This window comes from Streptomyces sp. NPDC058665 (assembly GCF_042714995.1).
GTDB lineage: Bacteria > Actinomycetota > Actinomycetes > Streptomycetales > Streptomycetaceae > Streptomyces.
In genome coordinates, this window is the sequence record NZ_JBHXRX010000085.1 from 13,463 (window position 1) to 30,180 (window position 16,718).

Here is a 16,718-nt window from a genome sequence, read left to right on the forward strand (position 1 = left end):
CCGCACACTCCCCCGGGGTGCTTCCGGGGCAGCGGCGGGCCGGCGGTCACACTCTCGATCGAACGTTCGATCGCCCGACGTACACCGAGGCGGTCCCCGCCGGAATCGATCCGGTGGGGGCCGCCTCGGTGTACGTGCCTGGTGTTCGAACTCCCTTGGGGATACGGCTACTTGCCGGTCTCCCTCTCGTACGCCTTGAGCACCTCGTCCGTCGGGCCGTCCATCAGGAGCTCGCCCCTCTCCAGCCACAGCACCCGGTCGCAGGTGTCCCTGATCGACTTGTTGCTGTGACTGACCAGGAAGACCGTGCCCGCCTCCTTGCGCAGCTCGCGGATCCGCGCCTCGGAGCGGATCTGGAACTTGCGGTCGCCGGTGGCCAGCGCCTCGTCGATCATCAGGACGTCATGGTCCTTGGCCGCCGCGATGGAGAAACGGAGCCGGGCGGCCATGCCGGATGAATATGTGCGCATCGGCAGGGTTATGAAGTCGCCCTTCTCGTTGATGCCGGAGAAGTCGACGATCGACTGGTAGCGCTCGCGCACCTGCTCGCGCGACATTCCCATGGCCAGACCGCCGAGGATGACGTTGCGCTCGCCGGTGAGGTCGTTCATCAGCGCGGCGTTCACACCGAGCAGCGAGGGCTGACCGTCGGTGAACACCTTGCCGTGCTCGGTGGGCAGCAGTCCGGCGATGGCGCGCAGCAGGGTCGACTTGCCGGAGCCGTTGGTGCCGATGAGGCCGATCGCCTCGCCGCGGTACGCGGTGAAGCTGACACCCCGCACGGCGTGGACCTTGCGGACTCCGCGTTCCTGGCCCTTGTCGCGCCTGAGTATGCGGCTCAGCGCCGCGGTCGCGTTGCCCTTGCCGCCACCGCCGCCGTTGACGCGGTACACGATGTGCACGTCGTCGGCGATGACGGTGGGGATACGTCCCTGCTCGATGGGGTCAGCCACGGCCGTACCGTTCCTCAGCCTTCCAGAAGTACACAAAGCCGGCGATGCCGACGAGCAGCGACCAGGCGAGACCCGACGCCCACACATGCTGGGGCAGGTTCTCGGAGCCGTAACCGTCGATCAGCGCGAAGCGGATGAGGTCCATGTAGATGGCGGCGGGGTTGTACTGGAGGACGTCGACGATCCAGGTCGGCCAGTCCGGCTTGTTCGCCAGCATCAGGGGGATCGAGAACATCACGCCGGACGCGTACATCCAGGTGCGCATGATGAACGGCATGAGCTGCGCGAGGTCCGGCGTCTTGCTTCCCAGCCGCGCCATGATCAGCGCCAGGCCGGTGTTGAAGAAGAACTGGAGCACCAGGACGGGCAGCACCAGCAGCCAGGACAGGCCCGGGAGGCTGCCGAAGGCAACCACCACGGCCAGCAGCACGATCATCGAGAACAGCAGTTGCTGGAGCTGCTGGAGCGCGAAGGAGATGGGCAGCGAGGCCCGGGGGAAGTGCAGGGCGCGCACCAGCCCGAGGTTGCCCGAGATCGACTTCACGCCCGCCATCACGGACGTCTGGGTGAAGGCGAACACGAACACGCCAGTCACCAGGAACGGGATGTAGACGCGGATCTCCATCCCCCGGCCGGCGTTCAGGATCAGGCCGAAGATCAAGAAGTAGACGAAGGCATTGAGCAGCGGGGTCGCCACCTGCCAGAGCTGTCCGAGCTTCGCCTGGCTGTACTGGGCCGTCAGCTTCGCCTGCGAGAAGGCGAAGATGAAATGGCGCCGGCTCCACAGCTTGCGGACGTACTCGGCCAGTCCCGGACGGGCACCGCTCACCGACAGGCCGTACTTGGCGGCCAGTTCGGCCGAGGACAGACCGTCGTCGGGAGACGGCGGGGCGCTCATCGCGATCGCGCCGTCATGGGTTGTCTCACTCACAAGTTGAAACTTTCGTGTTCAAGATGCGCAGCCGGTCGGGCACGCGTGAACCGCCGTGACCCGGTTGTTATCCCCGATGCTCTCAGAACCGAGCCTGTCAGATGACAGGCGGTCGGCCCAGACGGGTCAGCCGCCACACCGTACGCCACTTCATGGGCCGGCGGGGACCGCACGGAGTCGTCCAGCCTTCCCGGAAACCGCCGAACCATGCCTTGAGCGCCGGGACGGTGGGGCGGCGGGCCAGGGTGAGCAGGATCCAGACGCCGAGATAGACGGGGACGACCGGCGCCGGCAGGTTGCGGCGGGCGAGCCAGACCCGGTTGCGGGCCACCATGCGGTGGTAGACCGCGTGCCGTGACGGCGGCATCGTGGGGTGGAAAAGGACCATGTCGGCGCGGTAGTCGATCATCCAGCCGGCGTCCAGCGCCCGCCAGGCCAGGTCGGTCTCCTCGTGGGCGTAGAAGAAGTCGCCCGGCAGGGAGCCGACCTCGGCGATGACCCGCGTACGGACGGCGTTGGCGCCGCCCAGGAAGGTCGTCACCCGCGACGAGCGCATCGGGTCCGAGGCCCGCAGCCGGGGGACGTGGCGGCGCTGGGTGAGCCCGGTGTCGGGGTCGGCGATCCGAAAGCTGACAATGCCGAGGACCGGGTCGGCGGCGAACGCCTCACGGACCAGCTCGGCGGTGTCGGCGCCGGGCAGCAGCCCGTCGTCGTCCAGGAAGAGCAGGACGTCCACGTCGGAGCCGCCGGGCCCGAAGGCCTCGATGCCGACGTTGCGGCCACCGGGGATACCGAGGTTCTCGGGCAGCTCGACGGTGCGTACGCCGTCGGGCACGTCGCCGGTCGGGGCGCCGTTGCCCACGACCACGACGTCGATCGGGTCGCCGTCCTGCTTGGCGACGGAGTCGATCAGGGCGCGGAGGTCGTCGGGGCGGTTGCCCATGGTGATGATCACCGCACCGAGACGCATGTCACTCACCTCAGCCTGCTGGAGGCGAGTACGGACACCAGGTGCAGCAGTGTCTGTACGAGGGCGATGCCGGCCAGCACGGCGACGCCGAGGCGGGAGAAGAACAGGTCGCCCCTGACCGAGTCCAGGATCGCCAGGACCAGGATCAGCAGGGACGCCTCGATACCGAGGATGAGCCGGTGGAACTTCAGCGCCCCGGCGGCCCTGCGGGCCAGCGCCATACCGGACGAACGCGGCTCGGAGGCCGCCTCCTTCACCGGGGCCAGGCCCTGCTGATGGCGGGCGACGCCCACCAGGTCGGTCTCCGCCTTGATCAGGATGGCGCCGAGGGCGGCGAGCGTGCCGAGGAAGGCCCACAGCCAGTCGATCCGCCCCGAGCCCCACAGGTCGGCGGCGCGCAGCCCGAAGCCGACCAGGACCGCGGCGTCGCACAGATAGGCGGCGACCCGGTCCAGATACACCCCGGTCATCGAGTACTGCTTCTTCCAGCGGGCGACCTCACCGTCGACGCAGTCCAGCAGCAGATAGAGCTGGACCATCAGCACGCCGAGCACCGCGCCCGCGATCCCCGGCACCAGGAGGGCGGGGGCGGCCAGGGCGCCGGCGACGGTCATCACATAGGTCAGCTGGTTGGGCGTGACCCGTGTGTTCACCAGGTACCGGTCGACACGCAGGGAGATCTCGCGCATGTAGAGCCGGCCCCCCCAGTGCTCGCCGCTCCGCCGGTCCTTGACGCCCGGGGGGTGAACGACCGGACGGAGTTCAGCTACTGATGGTCTTGGCATAGTCGGCGTACGCGTCCCTGATCTGGTCGGTGGACAGGTCGAGGTGCTCGAGGATCGTGAAGCGGCCCGGTCTGGTCTGGGGCGCGTATTCGACGGCCCGCACGAACTCGTCGGCGGTGAAGCCGATCTGCTCGGGCAGCACCGGCATCTCATGTCTGCGCAGGACCTCGGCGATGAGCCCGGACTGCTCGCGGGCGCCGCGCAGATGCATCGCGAAGGCGGCGCCGATCCCGACCTGCTCGCCGTGGCTGGCCGCCCTCTTGGGGTGGAGCAGGTCGAAGGCGTGGCTGATCTCGTGGCAGGCGCCGGACGACGGGCGGGAGTCGCCGCTGATCGACATGGCGATACCGGTGAGGACGAGCGCCTCAGCCAGGACGGTGAGGAACGCGTCGTTGCCGACCGTGCCGGGGTGGCGCAGGACGGCCTCGCCGGCGGTCCGGCCCATGGCGGCGGCCAGGCCGTCCACGGGCTCGCCGGTGATCTCGTGGGACAGCTCCCAGTCGGCGATGGCGGAGAGGTTGGAGAGCGCGTCGCCGATGCCGGAGCGGATGAAGCGGGCCGGGGCGTCACGGATGACGTCGAGGTCCACGACGATGGCGATGGGCGTCGGGACGCCGTACGAGCCACGGCCGTTGTCGTTGTCCAGGGTGGCGATCGGCGAGCAGATGCCGTCATGCGAGAGGTTGGTGGCGACGGCCACCATCGGCAGGCCCACGCGGGCCGCCGCGTACTTCGCGACGTCGATGATCTTGCCGCCGCCGAGCCCGACGACCGCGTCGTACCGCTTGCCCTTTATGTCGTCGGCGAGCTTGACCGCGCAGTCGATCGTGCCGTCCGCGACCAGGAACCAGTCGGCGTCGGGCAGCAGGGGCGCCAGCTTCTCGCGCAGCGCCTGGCCGGAGCCCCCGCTGACGGCGAGGGCGAGCCTGCCGGACGCGGAGATCCGCTGGTCGGCGAGGAGGCCGGCGAGGTCGTCCATGGCGCCGCTGGTGATGTCGACGACGACCGGGGACGGGATGAGTCGGGTCAGTACTGGCACGCGATGACACGGCCCTTCGCGAGGTCGTCGTGGTTGTCGATCTCCACCCAGGGGACGTCGCCGATGGGGGCGACGTCGATGGTGAAGCCTCTGTCCACGAGTTCCTGGTAGCCGTCCTCGTAGTAGAGGTCGGGGTCGCGCTCGAAGGTGGCCTTGAGGGCGTCGGCGAGTTCGTCGGCGGCCTCGGGCTCGATGAGCGTGACGCCGATGTACTCGCCGGTGGCGGTGGTCGGGTCCATCAGCTTCGTGATCCGCCGTACGCCGTTGTCCGCCTCGGTGATGACCTTCATCTCCTCGTCGGCGAGCTGCTTCACCGCGTCGAGGGCGAGGATGATCTTCCGGCCGTCGCCGCGGGAGGCGAGCAGCGTGCGCTCGACGGAGACGGGGTGGACGGTGTCGCCGTTGGCGAGGATCACGCCGCGCTTGATGAGGTCGCGGGCGCACCACAGGGAGTAGGCGTTGTTCCACTCCTCGGCCTTGTCGTTGTCGACGAGGGTGAGGCTGAGGCCGTACTTCGCCTCCAGGGCCGCCTTGCGCTCGTACACGGCCTTCTTGCGGTAGCCGACGACGATCGCGGCCTCGGTGAGCCCGATCTCCGCGAAGTTGCCGAGCGTCAGGTCGAGGACGGTCGTGTCGCCGTCCACGGGCACGAGGGCCTTGGGGAGCGTGTCGGTGTAGGGGCGCAGACGCCTTCCGGCACCGGCTGCCAGGACAAGGCCGATCATGCGGTTTCTCCTTCGTCGTGTACGGCGGGGGCTCCCGAGGACACCCAGAACCGGATGGACTCCGTGAGCGCGATCACGGCGACGACGACGGCGAGCACCGTCAGTCCCGGCGGCAGGTCGGATTCGGCCGTGGAGAAGGCGGCGAGCGCGGCCACGAGGAGCGTGCGGCCCTCGTGTCCGCCGAGTGCCCGGACCAGCCCACGGGGCGGGGCCCCGGCGCCGCCACGGATGCGGTACACGGTGTCGTAGTGGTGGTAGGCGACGGCCGCGACCAGCCCGAAGGCGGCGGGCAAGGCGCCGGGGACGTCGGTGCGGGCGGCGATGACCAGGACGGCGCAGTACTCGGTCGCCCGGAAGACCGGCGGGACGAGCCAGTCGAGCGGGCCGCCCATCCGCTGGGCCACGGCGATCCCCGACGTGATGACGTACACGAGCGCGCCGAGGACGAGTACGGGGCTGCCGAGCGGGCCGAAGGCCGCCGTCGCGACAGCGGCGGCGCCGCCCGCGACGGCGATCAGGAGCGGGAGTATGCCGGGCAGTGCGCGGGCCGGGCGGCGCACCGCGCGGGCGACCAGTTCGGCGAGCGGTCCGGTGTCGGCGAGGTCGTCGAGCGCCTGGGCGGCGCGGTCGGTCCGGACGGCCTTGCGGGTCACCGAGCGCAGGACGCGGCCTGCGGTGGTGTAGCAGGCGGCGAAGGCGCAGCCGGCGAGGAGCGCGTAGAAGACGATCCGGGGCGTGGTCACGGCGGTGAGGACCGCGATCATCGCCCAGCGCTCGCCGATCGGCAGGACGATCATTCGGCGCACCCAGACGGTCCAGCCGACGCTGTCGAGCCTGCTGGAGAGCGCGGTGGTGGGGGTGCCGACGACGGCCTTGCCGTTGACGGTGGCGGCCGTGCTGTCGGCGTTGGCCTCGTTGAAGGCGAAGTCGACGTAGTGGCGGACCGACTGGAGGACCATCGCGGCGAGCGCGAGCGCCCAGATGTCGTCACCGCCGCGGGCGGCGCCGAGCGCGAGACCCGCGTAGTACGCGTACTCCTTGGCCCGGTCGAAGGTCGCGTCCAGCCAGGCGCCCAGCGTGGAGTACTGGAGCGAGTAGCGGGCGAGCTGTCCGTCGGTGCAGTCGAGCACGAAGGAGAAAAGCAGCAGCAGTCCGGCGGCGACGAAGCCGCCCCGGGTGCCGGTGGCCGCGCAGCCCGCCGCGACCAGGGCGGTGAGCAGGGACGCGGTGGTGACCTGGTTGGGGGTCAGACCGCGCCGGGCGCACCAGCGGGCGAGGTAGCGGGAGTAGGGGCTGATGCAGAAGGTGGTGAAGAAGCCGTCGCGGGCCTTCACGGCGGAGCGCAGCCGTACGGCCTCGTCGTCCACGGCCGCGACGGCGGCGAGCGCCTGTTCGCGGGCGGCCGGTGCGTCGGGGACGGCGGCGACGAGAGAGCCGAGTTCGGGGTGCCGTACGTCGGTGCCGTCGGCTTCGAGCGCGGCGGTGACCCGGTCGGCGAGGGGGAGCTCGGTGGTGACGGGCGCGGTGTGGGTGACGGGCGCGCTGCGAGTGGCGGGCCGGCCGGTCTCGGTGACCACGCCGGTGCCACCGGTGCGTACGGCGGGGGCGTCGGTCGTCGCGCTCGTACGGCCCGCGGCCGTGCCGTTCGTCACGGTGGTCAGCGCGGCGGAGAGCGCCGCACGCGCCTCGGGGCGCGCGGTCAGCGCGCCGGTGACGGCCGCCGCCGGGAACCGGGGATCGGTCAACGCCAGCCGCAGCGTGTGGAGATGACCGACGAAGCGCTGGTCGACCAAGGCGACGCGGTCAGCGGTGGGGACCGCGGCGAGCAGGCTCAGGGCCCCGGCGGCGTCGGGCGCGGTGCGCACGTCGAATCCCAGCGACCGCAGATCGCCTTCGAGCGGCGATCCGGGTACCGGTGTGCCGGTGAGGATGGCGGTCGACAGACGAATTCACTCCTTGACACTGACAGGGCGGACGTGCGGCGGCTCTGCCCCGGGGTCCGGGCCGACGGCATGTCGGCAGAGGCTATCGGATGAACGGAAGACTGCGTTCATCGCCTGTTCATGCCCCGGACGCCATGAGCCGGGCCAATTCCGGCCCGCCGGGAGATCATCATTGTCGATCGGTGCCCCGCCTCACAAACCGTGGCCGTCGGATACCCGCACGGGCTCCGTTAGACATATCCGACTCCGCACGGTCTGCACCGTCGAAGCCACGACCGCCGGGTGAACGTCCGGTAACCGTACGACTACCGGGCCGCCCGGGGCGACCGCCCGGGGCGACCCTCCGGCCACCCCAACGGCACCGCCTAGGCTGACGGCATGACTTGGCTGATCACAGGTGGAGCGGGGTACATCGGGGCGCATGTGGCGCGGTCCATGACGGAGGCGGGTGAGCGGGTCGTCGTCCTCGACGATGTCTCGTCCGGCGTCGCGGACCGGCTGCCCGCCGAAATCCCTCTGGTGCGGGGCTCGTTGCTCGACCGGGAGGCCGTCGACCGGGCGCTGGCCGAGCACACGGTGACCGGTGTGGTGCATCTCGCCGCGAAGAAGCAGGTCGGCGAATCGGTCGAGCGGCCGCTCACCTACTACCGGGAGAACGTGCACGGACTCACCGTGCTGCTGGAAGCCGTGGTCGCCGCCGGGGTCGAGCGGTTCCTGTTCTCGTCGTCGGCCGCCGTGTACGGCGTGCCCGACGTGGAGCTGATCACCGAGAAGACCCCGGCCGTGCCGATCAATCCGTACGGCGAGACGAAGCTCACGGGCGAGTGGCTGGTACGCGCCACGGGCCGGGCCCACTCGCTGTCCACCGCGTGTCTGCGCTACTTCAACGTGGCGGGGGCGGCGCGCCCCGAGCTGGCGGACACCGGGGTGTTCAACATCATCCCGATGTTCTTCGACCGGATCACCCGCGGCGAGCCGGTGCGGATCTTCGGCGCGGACTATCCGACGCCCGACGGCACCTGCGTACGGGACTACATCCATGTCGCCGACCTCGCCGACGCCCATCTCGCGGTGGCCCGGCGGCTTGCCGCGCAGAACGCGCCCGGCGACGTGACGTACAACATCGGGCGCGGCGAGGGCGTCTCGGTGCGCGAGCTCGCGGATCTGGTGGGCGAGGTCACCGGCCACCGGGCTCCCCCGGTCGTCGAACCGCGCCGGCCGGGCGACGCGGCCAAGGCCGTCGCTTCGGTCGATTCGATCACCGCGGACCTGGGCTGGACGGCGCGGCGCGGGGTACGCGAAATGGTCGAATCGGCGTGGGAAGGCTGGCGGCTGCGGCACCCGGAGCTGTCGGCGGACTGAGCCGTAAACGATCTTGTCGCTCCTCTGACCTGCGGACATCACCGCAGGTCAGGGGTAATGACAACGGTGTTCAGCCCCGTGTTGCCCGATACCCCCCACCCGTAGTTCACTGGCCGCATCGGCTCGAACACACCGGGAGGAAACCCATGGGGGCTGGGCACGATCACGGGCACATGCACGGCGGCGCGCCACCGCCGGGGACCACGACCGCCGCGTACGCGGGGCGGCTGCGGATCGCGCTGGGGATCACCCTCTCGGTCATGGTCATGGAGATCATCGGCGGCATCGCCTCCGACTCCCTGGCGCTGGTCGCCGACGCCGCCCATATGGCCACGGACGCCGTCGGGCTCGCGCTGGCGCTGCTCGCGATCCATTTCGCCAACCGCCCGACGACGGGCAACCGTACGTTCGGGCTGGCCCGCGCCGAGATCCTGGCCGCGCTCGCCAACTGTCTGCTCCTGCTGGGCGTCGGCGGCTTCCTGCTCTTCGAGGCGATCGAGCGCTTCATCACCCCCGCCGAGACCAAGGGCGGGCTCGCGATCATCTTCGCGGCCGTCGGTATGGTCGCGAACCTCATCTCGCTCTCCCTGCTGATGCGCGGGCAGAAGGAGAGTCTCAATGTGCGCGGGGCGTATCTGGAGGTGCTGGCCGACACCCTCGGTTCGGTCACGGTCCTGGTCTCCGCGACGATCATCCTCACCACCGGCTGGCAGGCGGCCGACCCGATCGCCTCCCTGGTGATCGGCCTGATGATCGTCCCGAGGACGGTGAAGCTCCTGCGCGAGACGCTGAACGTACTGCTGGAGGCGGCGCCCAAGGGCGTGGACATGGCGGAGGTCAGGGAGCACATAGTGGCGCTTCCCGGCGTGGAGGACGTGCACGATCTGCACGCCTGGACGATCACCTCGGGCATGCCGGTGCTCTCGGCGCATGTGGTGGTGAGCCAGTCGGTGCTGGACAGCGTCGGGCACGAGAAGATGCTGCACGATCTCCAGGGGTGCCTCGGCTCCCACTTCGACGTCGAGCACTGCACCTTCCAGCTGGAGCCCGTGGGGCACGCCGAGCACGAGGCGAACCTCTGCCACTGAGCGGGTCCGCCGCCGGCGAAAGCCAGGCCGTAACGGGCATGTCCGCCCCCGCGGAGCACATTCCGGGGCCGGACATGCCCGTTTCGCGGAAGTGCGGACAGGAGACTCTTGTACGGCAGACTTGGGGGCCGAGGACCGATGCGAAGGATGGCTATGCCGACCACACCTGTCACTGCGACGAGCAGCTCGCCGAACGGCGGCGCACAAGAAGCGATCATGCTGGAGCTGGTCGACGAGGGCGGCAACACCATCGGCACGGCGGAGAAGCTCGCGGCCCATCAGCCACCGGGTCAGCTGCACCGGGCGTTCTCCGTCTTCCTCTTCGACGAGCAGGGCAGGCTGCTGATCCAGCGCCGCGCGCTCGGCAAGTACCACTCCCCCGGCGTCTGGTCGAACAGCTGCTGCGGGCACCCGTATCCCGGTGAGGCGCCCTTCGCCGCCGCCGCCCGGCGTACGTACGAAGAACTCGGCATCTCGCCCAAGCTCCTCGCCGAGGCGGGCACGGTCCGCTACAACCACCCGGACCCGGGGTCCGGGCTGGTCGAGCACGAGTACAACCACCTCTTCGTGGGGCTCCCTCAGGCGACGCTGCGGCCGAACCCCGCGGAGATCGGCGACACGGCGTACGTCACGCCGGTGGAGCTGGCGGAGCGGCACCGGACGGCCCCGTTCTCGGCGTGGTTCATGACCGTGCTCGACGCGGCGCGCCCGGCGATCCGGGAACTCACGGGGCCCGCCGGGGGCTGGTAGCGCTCGCTCGGCCCCCTGTGATCAGGGGGCCGCCGGGGGGACGGGATGCCCCTGGGCCTCATGGACGGCCTCTTGGGCCGGCAGGGTCTCCCGCGTCGGCAGATCCTCCTGGACGGGCACGACCTGTTGGGCGGGCACAGTCTCCTGGGCCGGCGCCGCCACGGTGTCGGGCGACAGCGGGAGCAGCGCCCAGACGATCTTCCCGCCGTTCGCCGTGTGCTCGACGTCGCACGTGCCGCCCGTCTCCCGGGTGATCTCCCGGACGAGCAGCAGACCGCGCCCGCCGGTCTGCGCGTAGTCCCGTTCCAGTGCCTTCGGCCGGTACGGATGGTCGTCCTCCACGGACACCCGGACCCAGTCGGCGGCGATGGCGACCTCCACCGCCAGCTCGGGCGAGAGCAGGGCCGCGTGCCGTACGGCGTTGGTCACCAGCTCCGAGACGATCAGCAGCAGCCCCTGGACCGTCTCGTCGGACACCGGAGCGCCCTGCCGGACCAGCAGATCACGTACGGCGTGCCGGGCATGCGGCACGGAGAGCTCGACCGCGGGGGCCGTGAACCGCCAGACCCCCTCGTACGGCATCGGTCTGGCCGGAACACTCCCGAGGCTCTCCATCACCGCGGCACACCCACCCTCGGTTTACCAGCGCTCCGAGCGCGCTGTGCATCGGACTCCGAGTCTTGGGAACGAGGCCGCGCGAACCAGGGAACTGAACAGAAGTCAGCATCTATCGACGGATTGCAGCCGGGTGCGTTCCATCGAGTCGGACGACTGACCGGCCGTGTCGTTTTCCTGTCCGTCTCTGAAAGGCGCGCGCCCGTGCGGGCCATCTGTCCGATCTGCCCGGTCCGCGCGCTTCTCCCCGCCGGACGGTGCCACCCGTCGGTAACAGCGGGTTCGGCCGGCCCGGATAGCATCCGGCCATGGAGCCCACCGAGCCCGCACCGCCGCGGCTGACCACCGCCGTCGCCGACGGGATCGCCACCGTCACGATCTCCCATCCCGCCAAACGCAACGCGCTGACCCCGGACATGTGGCGGGCGCTGCCCGAACTGCTGGCCGGGATGGCGACGGACCCCGCCGTACACGCGCTGGTGCTCACCGGCGCCGGTGATTCGTTCAGCGCGGGCGCCGACATCGCGGCGCTGCGCGAGCCGGGCGACGCGATACGGGACCTCAGCGTGCGGGCTGAGGAGGCGCTGGCCGCGTTCCCGAAGCCGACGCTCGCGGCCGTACGGGGCTACTGCGTGGGCGGTGGCGCCCAGTTGGCGGTCGCGTGCGATCTGCGGTTCGCGGAGGAGGGCGCGCGGTTCGGGATCACGCCGGCGAAGCTCGCTGTCGTCTACCGGTCGTCTTCGACCCGCCGGCTGGTCTCGCTGGTTGGTCCCTCGACCGCCAAGTACCTGTTGTTCTCAGGGGAGTTGATCGAGACCGAGCGCGCACTGCGGGTCGGTCTGGTGGACGAGGTGCTCGCACCGGGCGAACTGGGCAAGCGGGTGGCCGAGTTCACCCGGGTGCTGACCTCGCGCTCCCGGCTGACGCAGACGGCGGTGAAGGAGTTCGCGGCGGGCCGCGAGGACCGGGACGCGTACTGGGACGAGCAGGCGCGCGTCAGCGGCGACCGGGCGGAGGGCGTGACGGCGTTCCTGGAACGGCGCGAGCCGCGGTTCGGGTGGACGGTACGGGAGTAGAGCCCGGGACCGTGTTCGGTCTGGTGGGGCACATGTGGGTCGCGTCCCCGGGGTTCCCGGGCGTACCGACCAGTCGGTAACGTACGGGCATGACCACTCTCGCCCCGCGCGCCGGACGCCGCTGTCACAACGCCGTCAATCCCCTCCACTCGACGGTCTACTTCTCCCCGGACCTCGGCAAGGAACTCGCCGGTGCCGGTGTCGGCCACCCGCGCGCCGTGTACTTCGCCGGGCGCGGTGCCGCGATGGGCGCGGTCGGGCCCGGTGTGATCGCCGCCTCCTTCTACAACTTCAGCTACGAGCTGGTCGCCCAGCATGTCCCCGCCGTCTGGTGCGTCGTCTCGCCCGAGACCGTCCTCGACGCCAGGCTGCGCGCCGTCGACTCCACCCTGCGGCGCGTCCTCGGTGAGGAGGCCGTCGCGTCCGACGAGATGGCGGAGGCGGCCCGGCTCGCCCTGCGCGCCACCGAGGCGTGCACCCGCACCGCCCGGCCGCTCTACGCCGCACACGCCGACCTGCCGGTCCCCGAGCAGCCGCATCTCGCCTACTGGCACGCGGCGACGCTGCTCCGCGAACACCGGGGCGACGGTCATCTCACCGCGCTGCTGTCCGCCGGGCTCGACCCGGTCGAGGCACTGGTCAGTCATACCGCGACCGGCAAGGGCATGACCCCGCGCTGGGTGCTCGGCACCCGGGGCTGGCACCGTACGGACTGGGACGCCGCCGCCGGCCGACTGAGGGAGCGCGGGCTGGTGGACGAGGCGGGCGAGCTGACCGAGGCGGGCACCGCGCTCCGCGCCGGGCTGGAGGACCACACGGACCGGCTGGACAGCGCGCCGTACGAGCACCTGGGCGCCGAGGGGGTGGAGCGTCTGACGGAGCTGGCGCGCGGATTCCTCGTCACGGCGACCGGCAACGGGGCGTTCCCGGCGGACCTCATCGGCAAGAGCTGACGTTTCCCGGTCGGCTGAGCGGCAACCCGGGGAGTGCGGGCCCGGATGGGAGGCCCGTACGTCTACCAGGAGGTTCAGGGTCTGTCGTTTGGATCAGGCCGGATCAGGGAGCGGGGTCTGGTGTCGTGGATCGCAAGGCGGAGGAGGGAGTCATGGCGGAGCCATGCCGACCGACGACAACGCGGCGAGGCGCGGCACCAGGGACCGCGAGCCCGGCAAGATCCAAACGACAGACCCTGCCTCATGCCTGCCATCGCAGATGCACTCCGCGCCGTCGGTGGCGCCCTCGCCACCGTGGTCTCCCTGCCGTTCCGGCTCGTCGCCAAGTTCTTCGGCGGCGCCTCGCGCGGCGCCCGTGGCGGCGGTCGCCCGCGCCGCGTCTGACCCGGCCGCCTCCCGCCACGACTGCCTTACGGGAGAGGGCGCGCGACACGGCCCCCGGCCACCCGGCACAATGCAGGCACACGCACAGCCAGCACGAGAGCCGGGTCGGGGAGAACGTGACGACGTCCATCGAAGGCAGGATCGCCGAGGAACTCGGCGTACGTGAGCGGCAGGTGAAGGCGGCCGTCGAGCTGCTGGACGGCGGGTCGACCGTCCCGTTCATCGCTCGCTACCGCAAGGAAGCGACCGAGATGCTCGACGACGCGCAGCTGCGCACGCTCGAAGAGCGGTTGCGCTACCTGCGCGAACTGGAGGAGCGCCGGACGGCGATCCTGGAGTCCGTACGCGAACAGGGCAAGCTGGACGAGGCCCTGGAGGCGCGGATCCGGGCCGCCGACACCAAGTCGCGCCTTGAGGACATCTATCTGCCGTTCAAGCCCAAGCGGCGCACGAAGGCGCAGATCGCCCGTGAGGCCGGGCTCGAACCGCTCGCCGACGGGCTGCTCGCCAATCCGTCGGTCGACCCCCTGGCCGCCGCGGCGGCGTTCGTCGACGCCGACAAGGGTGTCGCGGACGCCGCCGCCGCGCTGGAAGGCGCCCGCGCCGTCCTCACCGAGCGTTTCTCCGAGGACGCCGACCTCATCGGTGAGCTGCGGGAGCGCATGTGGACGCGCGGGCGGCTCACGGCGAAGGTGCGTGAGGGCAAGGGCAACGCCACGGAGGGTCCGGCCGCGAAGTTCGCCGACTACTTCGACTTCGCCGAGGCCTTCACCGCGCTTCCCTCGCACCGGATGCTCGCGCTCTTCCGGGGCGAGAAGGAGGAGATCCTCGACCTCAGCCTGGAGCCCGAGGCGGACGACGCCGCCGCCGCGCAGCCGGGGCCCAGCGCGTACGAGTCCATGGTCGCCCGTCGCTTCGGCGTCGCGGACCGCGGCCGGCCGGGCGACAAGTGGCTTGCCGACACGGTCCGTTGGGCCTGGCGCACCCGGATCCTCGTGCACCTCGGCATCGACCTGCGGCTTCGGCTGCGTACGGCCGCCGAGGACGAGGCGGTACGCGTCTTCGCGTCGAACCTGCGCGATCTGCTGCTGGCCGCGCCCGCGGGGACCCGTGCGACGCTCGGGCTCGACCCGGGCTTCCGTACGGGGGTCAAGGTCGCCGTCGTCGACGCGACGGGCAAGGTCGTCGGTATCGACACGATCTATCCGCACGTCCCTGCGAACAAGTGGGACGAGTCCCTGGCGAAGCTCGCGCGGCTCTGCGCCGAGCACTCCGTCGACCTGATCGCCATCGGCAACGGGACGGCGTCCCGTGAGACGGACAAGCTGGCGGGCGAACTGATCGCGAAACACCCGGAGTTGAAGCTCACGAAGGTGATGGTCTCGGAGGCGGGCGCCTCCGTGTACTCCGCCTCCGCGTTCGCCTCCCAGGAGCTGCCGGACCTCGATGTGTCGATCCGGGGCGCCGTCTCGATCGCGCGGCGGCTCCAGGACCCGCTCGCCGAACTGGTCAAGATCGACCCCAAGTCGATCGGCGTGGGCCAGTACCAGCACGACCTGTCCGAGGTGAAGCTCTCGCGCTCGCTCGACGCGGTCGTCGAGGACTGTGTGAACGGTGTCGGCGTCGACGTCAACACCGCGTCCGCGCCGCTGCTTTCGCGGGTCTCCGGCATCGGCACGGGTCTCGCCGCGAGCATCGTCGCCCACCGGGACTCCAACGGGCCGTTCCGCTCGCGGCGCGCGCTGAAGGATGTGGCGCGGCTGGGGCCGAAGGCGTACGAGCAGTGCGCGGGCTTCCTGCGGATCCGGGACGGGGACGATCCGCTGGACGCGTCGTCCGTCCACCCGGAGGCGTATCCGGTGGTCCGCGCGATGGTGAAGACGACGGGCAGCGAGGTCGCGACGCTGATGGGCAACGCGGGGGCGCTGCGCTCGCTGCGGCCCGCCGACTTCGTGAACGACGCGTTCGGGCTGCCGACGGTCACGGACATCCTGCGCGAGCTGGAGAAGCCGGGGCGGGACCCGCGGCCGGCGTTCAAGACGGCGACGTTCATGGACGGTGTCGAGAAGATCGGCGACCTGACCGCCGGGATGGTGCTGGAGGGCGTGGTCACGAACGTGGCGGCGTTCGGGGCGTTCGTGGACGTCGGGGTGCATCAGGACGGGCTGGTTCATGTGTCGGCGATGTCGAGGACGTTCGTGAAGGACCCGCGCGACGTGGTGAAGCCGGGTGATGTGGTGCGGGTGAAGGTCCGCGAGGTCGACATCCCACGCAAGCGGATCTCGCTGACGCTGCGCCTGGACGACGAGCCGGAGCCGGGCGGCGGGGAGCGTGCGCCGCAGCAGCGCGGCGGCAAGCGCGCCTCCGGCGCGAGGCGCCAGCCCTCACCGAAGTCGTCCGCGCCGGCCCCCGCGAACAGCGCAATGGCGGACGCGCTGCGGAGGGCGGGGCTCGGGGGCTGAGCAGTGGCGGTACCCTCGGGCCGTCCCCCCGGGGACTGCCCGAGGGCATGACGCCCGTCAGGACCGGCACTTGCGCTTTGAACCAGTGCACCGCATGTCGCGACCCGATCTGCTCCGTGGCGTGCGCGAACCTCATCAGACGCAGCAAAACAGGAACTCGCGGTACTGGTCCCCAACTGGGCGAGATCAGCATCAAGATCGAACCCGAAATAGCCCTGCCAGGTCTTCAGGCCCATGTCCAGCGACGCCATGCTCACCGTAACTGCGGTCATTACCGCGGCCGCCCCACCAACGAGCCAGATCCGAGACCTCGCCGTCCCCCGCCGGCTCCTCCTGGATGAACCAGGTCGAGCGGTGGTTCGGCCTGTTGACGGACAAGCTCATCCGCCGCGGCGTCCACACCTCCGTGAAGGCCCTGGAGCAAGACATCAGGGCATGGATCGACGGATGGAACGAGAACCCCCGACACTTATCCAGGACACTGGTGTCTTGTGTTCCCGTTGCTGTCACTCCGAACGGAGCTCCGTAGGTCGCTGACCAGCGGCTTCGAGTTGACCGCGGATAACACGAAGAGAATCACGAGACACTAGGGCGTGTCCGGCGGATCTTCGCGGGCCCGGAACGCCTGGCACGGCACCTCGCCGCGTTGTCGGAGTAGTCCACGTACGCCCAGTACGAGGAC

The 16,718-nt window shown here is 70.6% G+C and carries 14 protein-coding genes and 2 pseudogenes; 8 read left to right on the forward strand and 8 right to left on the reverse strand.

All coding sequences use genetic code 11. The features are described from left to right. Nucleotides 1-167: 167 nt before the first annotated feature. The 7 genes from ACFWV8_RS34540 to ACFWV8_RS34570 all read right to left on the reverse strand — a co-directional run bounded on the left by ACFWV8_RS34540 (nt 168) and on the right by ACFWV8_RS34570 (nt 7,346). On the reverse strand, nt 168-953 hold the full coding sequence (locus ACFWV8_RS34540) for an ABC transporter ATP-binding protein (protein ID WP_384213747.1): 786 nt from the start codon (nt 951-953) through the stop codon (nt 168-170). After that, nucleotides 946-1,884: an ABC transporter permease gene (locus tag ACFWV8_RS34545; protein ID WP_384213750.1), complete on the reverse strand. Its 939-nt coding sequence runs from the start codon at nt 1,882-1,884 to the stop codon at nt 946-948. Before ACFWV8_RS34545 ends, ACFWV8_RS34540 begins: the two co-directional genes overlap by 8 nt. Before the next feature lie 97 nt (nt 1,885-1,981). Beyond that, a complete protein-coding gene (locus ACFWV8_RS34550) occupies nt 1,982-2,854 on the reverse strand; it encodes a glycosyltransferase family 2 protein (protein WP_384213753.1) in 873 nt (290 codons plus the stop codon). A 5-nt stretch (nt 2,855-2,859) separates the two neighbouring features. Next, nucleotides 2,860-3,639, reverse strand: a complete 780-nt coding sequence (locus ACFWV8_RS34555; RefSeq protein WP_329378988.1) for a CDP-alcohol phosphatidyltransferase family protein — start codon at nt 3,637-3,639, stop codon at nt 2,860-2,862. Beyond that, entirely contained in the window at nt 3,617-4,678 is a 1,062-nt protein-coding gene (locus tag ACFWV8_RS34560) for an iron-containing alcohol dehydrogenase family protein (protein WP_329378990.1), read from the reverse strand. The genes ACFWV8_RS34555 and ACFWV8_RS34560 overlap by 23 nt, the downstream gene beginning before the upstream one ends. Beyond that, a complete protein-coding gene (locus ACFWV8_RS34565) occupies nt 4,666-5,403 on the reverse strand; it encodes a sugar phosphate nucleotidyltransferase (protein WP_384213756.1) in 738 nt (245 codons plus the stop codon). Before ACFWV8_RS34565 ends, ACFWV8_RS34560 begins: the two co-directional genes overlap by 13 nt. After that, the gene (locus ACFWV8_RS34570) at nt 5,400-7,346 is read right to left on the reverse strand and encodes a DUF5941 domain-containing protein (RefSeq protein ID WP_384213770.1); all 1,947 of its coding nucleotides are present in this window, start codon (nt 7,344-7,346) and stop codon (nt 5,400-5,402) included. Before ACFWV8_RS34570 ends, ACFWV8_RS34565 begins: the two co-directional genes overlap by 4 nt. Nucleotides 7,347-7,724: 378 nt before the next feature. On the opposite strand from ACFWV8_RS34570, the gene galE reads away from it, so the two are divergent. From galE to idi, 3 genes are all read left to right on the forward strand, one after another. Beyond that, entirely contained in the window at nt 7,725-8,708 is a 984-nt protein-coding gene (galE, locus tag ACFWV8_RS34575; RefSeq protein ID WP_384213758.1) for a UDP-glucose 4-epimerase GalE, read from the forward strand. Between the two features lie 146 nt (nt 8,709-8,854). Continuing rightward, nucleotides 8,855-9,796, forward strand: a complete 942-nt coding sequence (locus ACFWV8_RS34580; RefSeq protein ID WP_384213760.1) for a cation diffusion facilitator family transporter — start codon at nt 8,855-8,857, stop codon at nt 9,794-9,796. A 153-nt stretch (nt 9,797-9,949) separates the two neighbouring features. Continuing rightward, complete coding sequence (idi, locus tag ACFWV8_RS34585) at nt 9,950-10,546, forward strand: isopentenyl-diphosphate Delta-isomerase (RefSeq protein ID WP_329378998.1); 597 nt, start codon at nt 9,950-9,952, stop codon at nt 10,544-10,546. Nucleotides 10,547-10,717: 171 nt separating this feature from the next. Here idi and ACFWV8_RS34590 read toward each other — a convergent pair. Continuing rightward, nucleotides 10,718-11,161: pseudogene (locus ACFWV8_RS34590) on the reverse strand (ATP-binding protein); the annotation flags it as partial. Nucleotides 11,162-11,469: 308 nt separating this feature from the next. Here ACFWV8_RS34590 and ACFWV8_RS34595 point away from each other — a divergent pair. From ACFWV8_RS34595 to ACFWV8_RS34615, 5 genes and pseudogenes are all read left to right on the forward strand, one after another. Continuing rightward, complete coding sequence (locus ACFWV8_RS34595) at nt 11,470-12,237, forward strand: enoyl-CoA hydratase/isomerase family protein (RefSeq protein ID WP_384213762.1); 768 nt, start codon at nt 11,470-11,472, stop codon at nt 12,235-12,237. Nucleotides 12,238-12,326: 89 nt separating this feature from the next. Beyond that, nucleotides 12,327-13,190 carry a hypothetical protein gene (locus ACFWV8_RS34600; RefSeq protein ID WP_384213764.1) on the forward strand — a complete coding sequence of 288 codons (864 nt, stop codon included), beginning with the start codon at nt 12,327-12,329 and terminating at the stop codon, nt 13,188-13,190. Nucleotides 13,191-13,433: 243 nt separating this feature from the next. Continuing rightward, complete coding sequence (locus tag ACFWV8_RS34605; RefSeq protein WP_384213766.1) at nt 13,434-13,574, forward strand: LPFR motif small protein; 141 nt, start codon at nt 13,434-13,436, stop codon at nt 13,572-13,574. 116 nt (nt 13,575-13,690) lie between these two features. Next, the gene (locus ACFWV8_RS34610; RefSeq protein WP_384213768.1) at nt 13,691-16,036 is read left to right on the forward strand and encodes a Tex family protein; all 2,346 of its coding nucleotides are present in this window, start codon (nt 13,691-13,693) and stop codon (nt 16,034-16,036) included. Nucleotides 16,037-16,352: 316 nt separating this feature from the next. Beyond that, nucleotides 16,353-16,502, forward strand: a pseudogene (locus ACFWV8_RS34615) (IS630 family transposase); the annotation flags it as partial. Between the last annotated feature and the right edge of the window lie 216 nt (nt 16,503-16,718).

Excerpts from the sequence above, each read along its gene's own strand:
- idi (WP_329378998.1), top strand. The coding sequence starts at position 9,950 with ATGCCGACCACACCTGTCACTGCGACGAGCAGCTCGCCGAACGGCGGC.
- ACFWV8_RS34565 (WP_384213756.1), bottom strand. The coding sequence starts at position 5,403 with ATGATCGGCCTTGTCCTGGCAGCCGGTGCCGGAAGGCGTCTGCGCCCC.
- ACFWV8_RS34605 (WP_384213766.1), top strand. The coding sequence starts at position 13,434 with ATGCCTGCCATCGCAGATGCACTCCGCGCCGTCGGTGGCGCCCTCGCC.
- galE (WP_384213758.1), top strand. The coding sequence starts at position 7,725 with ATGACTTGGCTGATCACAGGTGGAGCGGGGTACATCGGGGCGCATGTG.
- ACFWV8_RS34595 (WP_384213762.1), top strand. The coding sequence starts at position 11,470 with ATGGAGCCCACCGAGCCCGCACCGCCGCGGCTGACCACCGCCGTCGCC.
- ACFWV8_RS34600 (WP_384213764.1), top strand. The coding sequence starts at position 12,327 with ATGACCACTCTCGCCCCGCGCGCCGGACGCCGCTGTCACAACGCCGTC.
- ACFWV8_RS34580 (WP_384213760.1), top strand. The coding sequence starts at position 8,855 with ATGGGGGCTGGGCACGATCACGGGCACATGCACGGCGGCGCGCCACCG.
- ACFWV8_RS34550 (WP_384213753.1), bottom strand. The coding sequence starts at position 2,854 with ATGCGTCTCGGTGCGGTGATCATCACCATGGGCAACCGCCCCGACGAC.
- ACFWV8_RS34555 (WP_329378988.1), bottom strand. The coding sequence starts at position 3,639 with ATGCCAAGACCATCAGTAGCTGAACTCCGTCCGGTCGTTCACCCCCCG.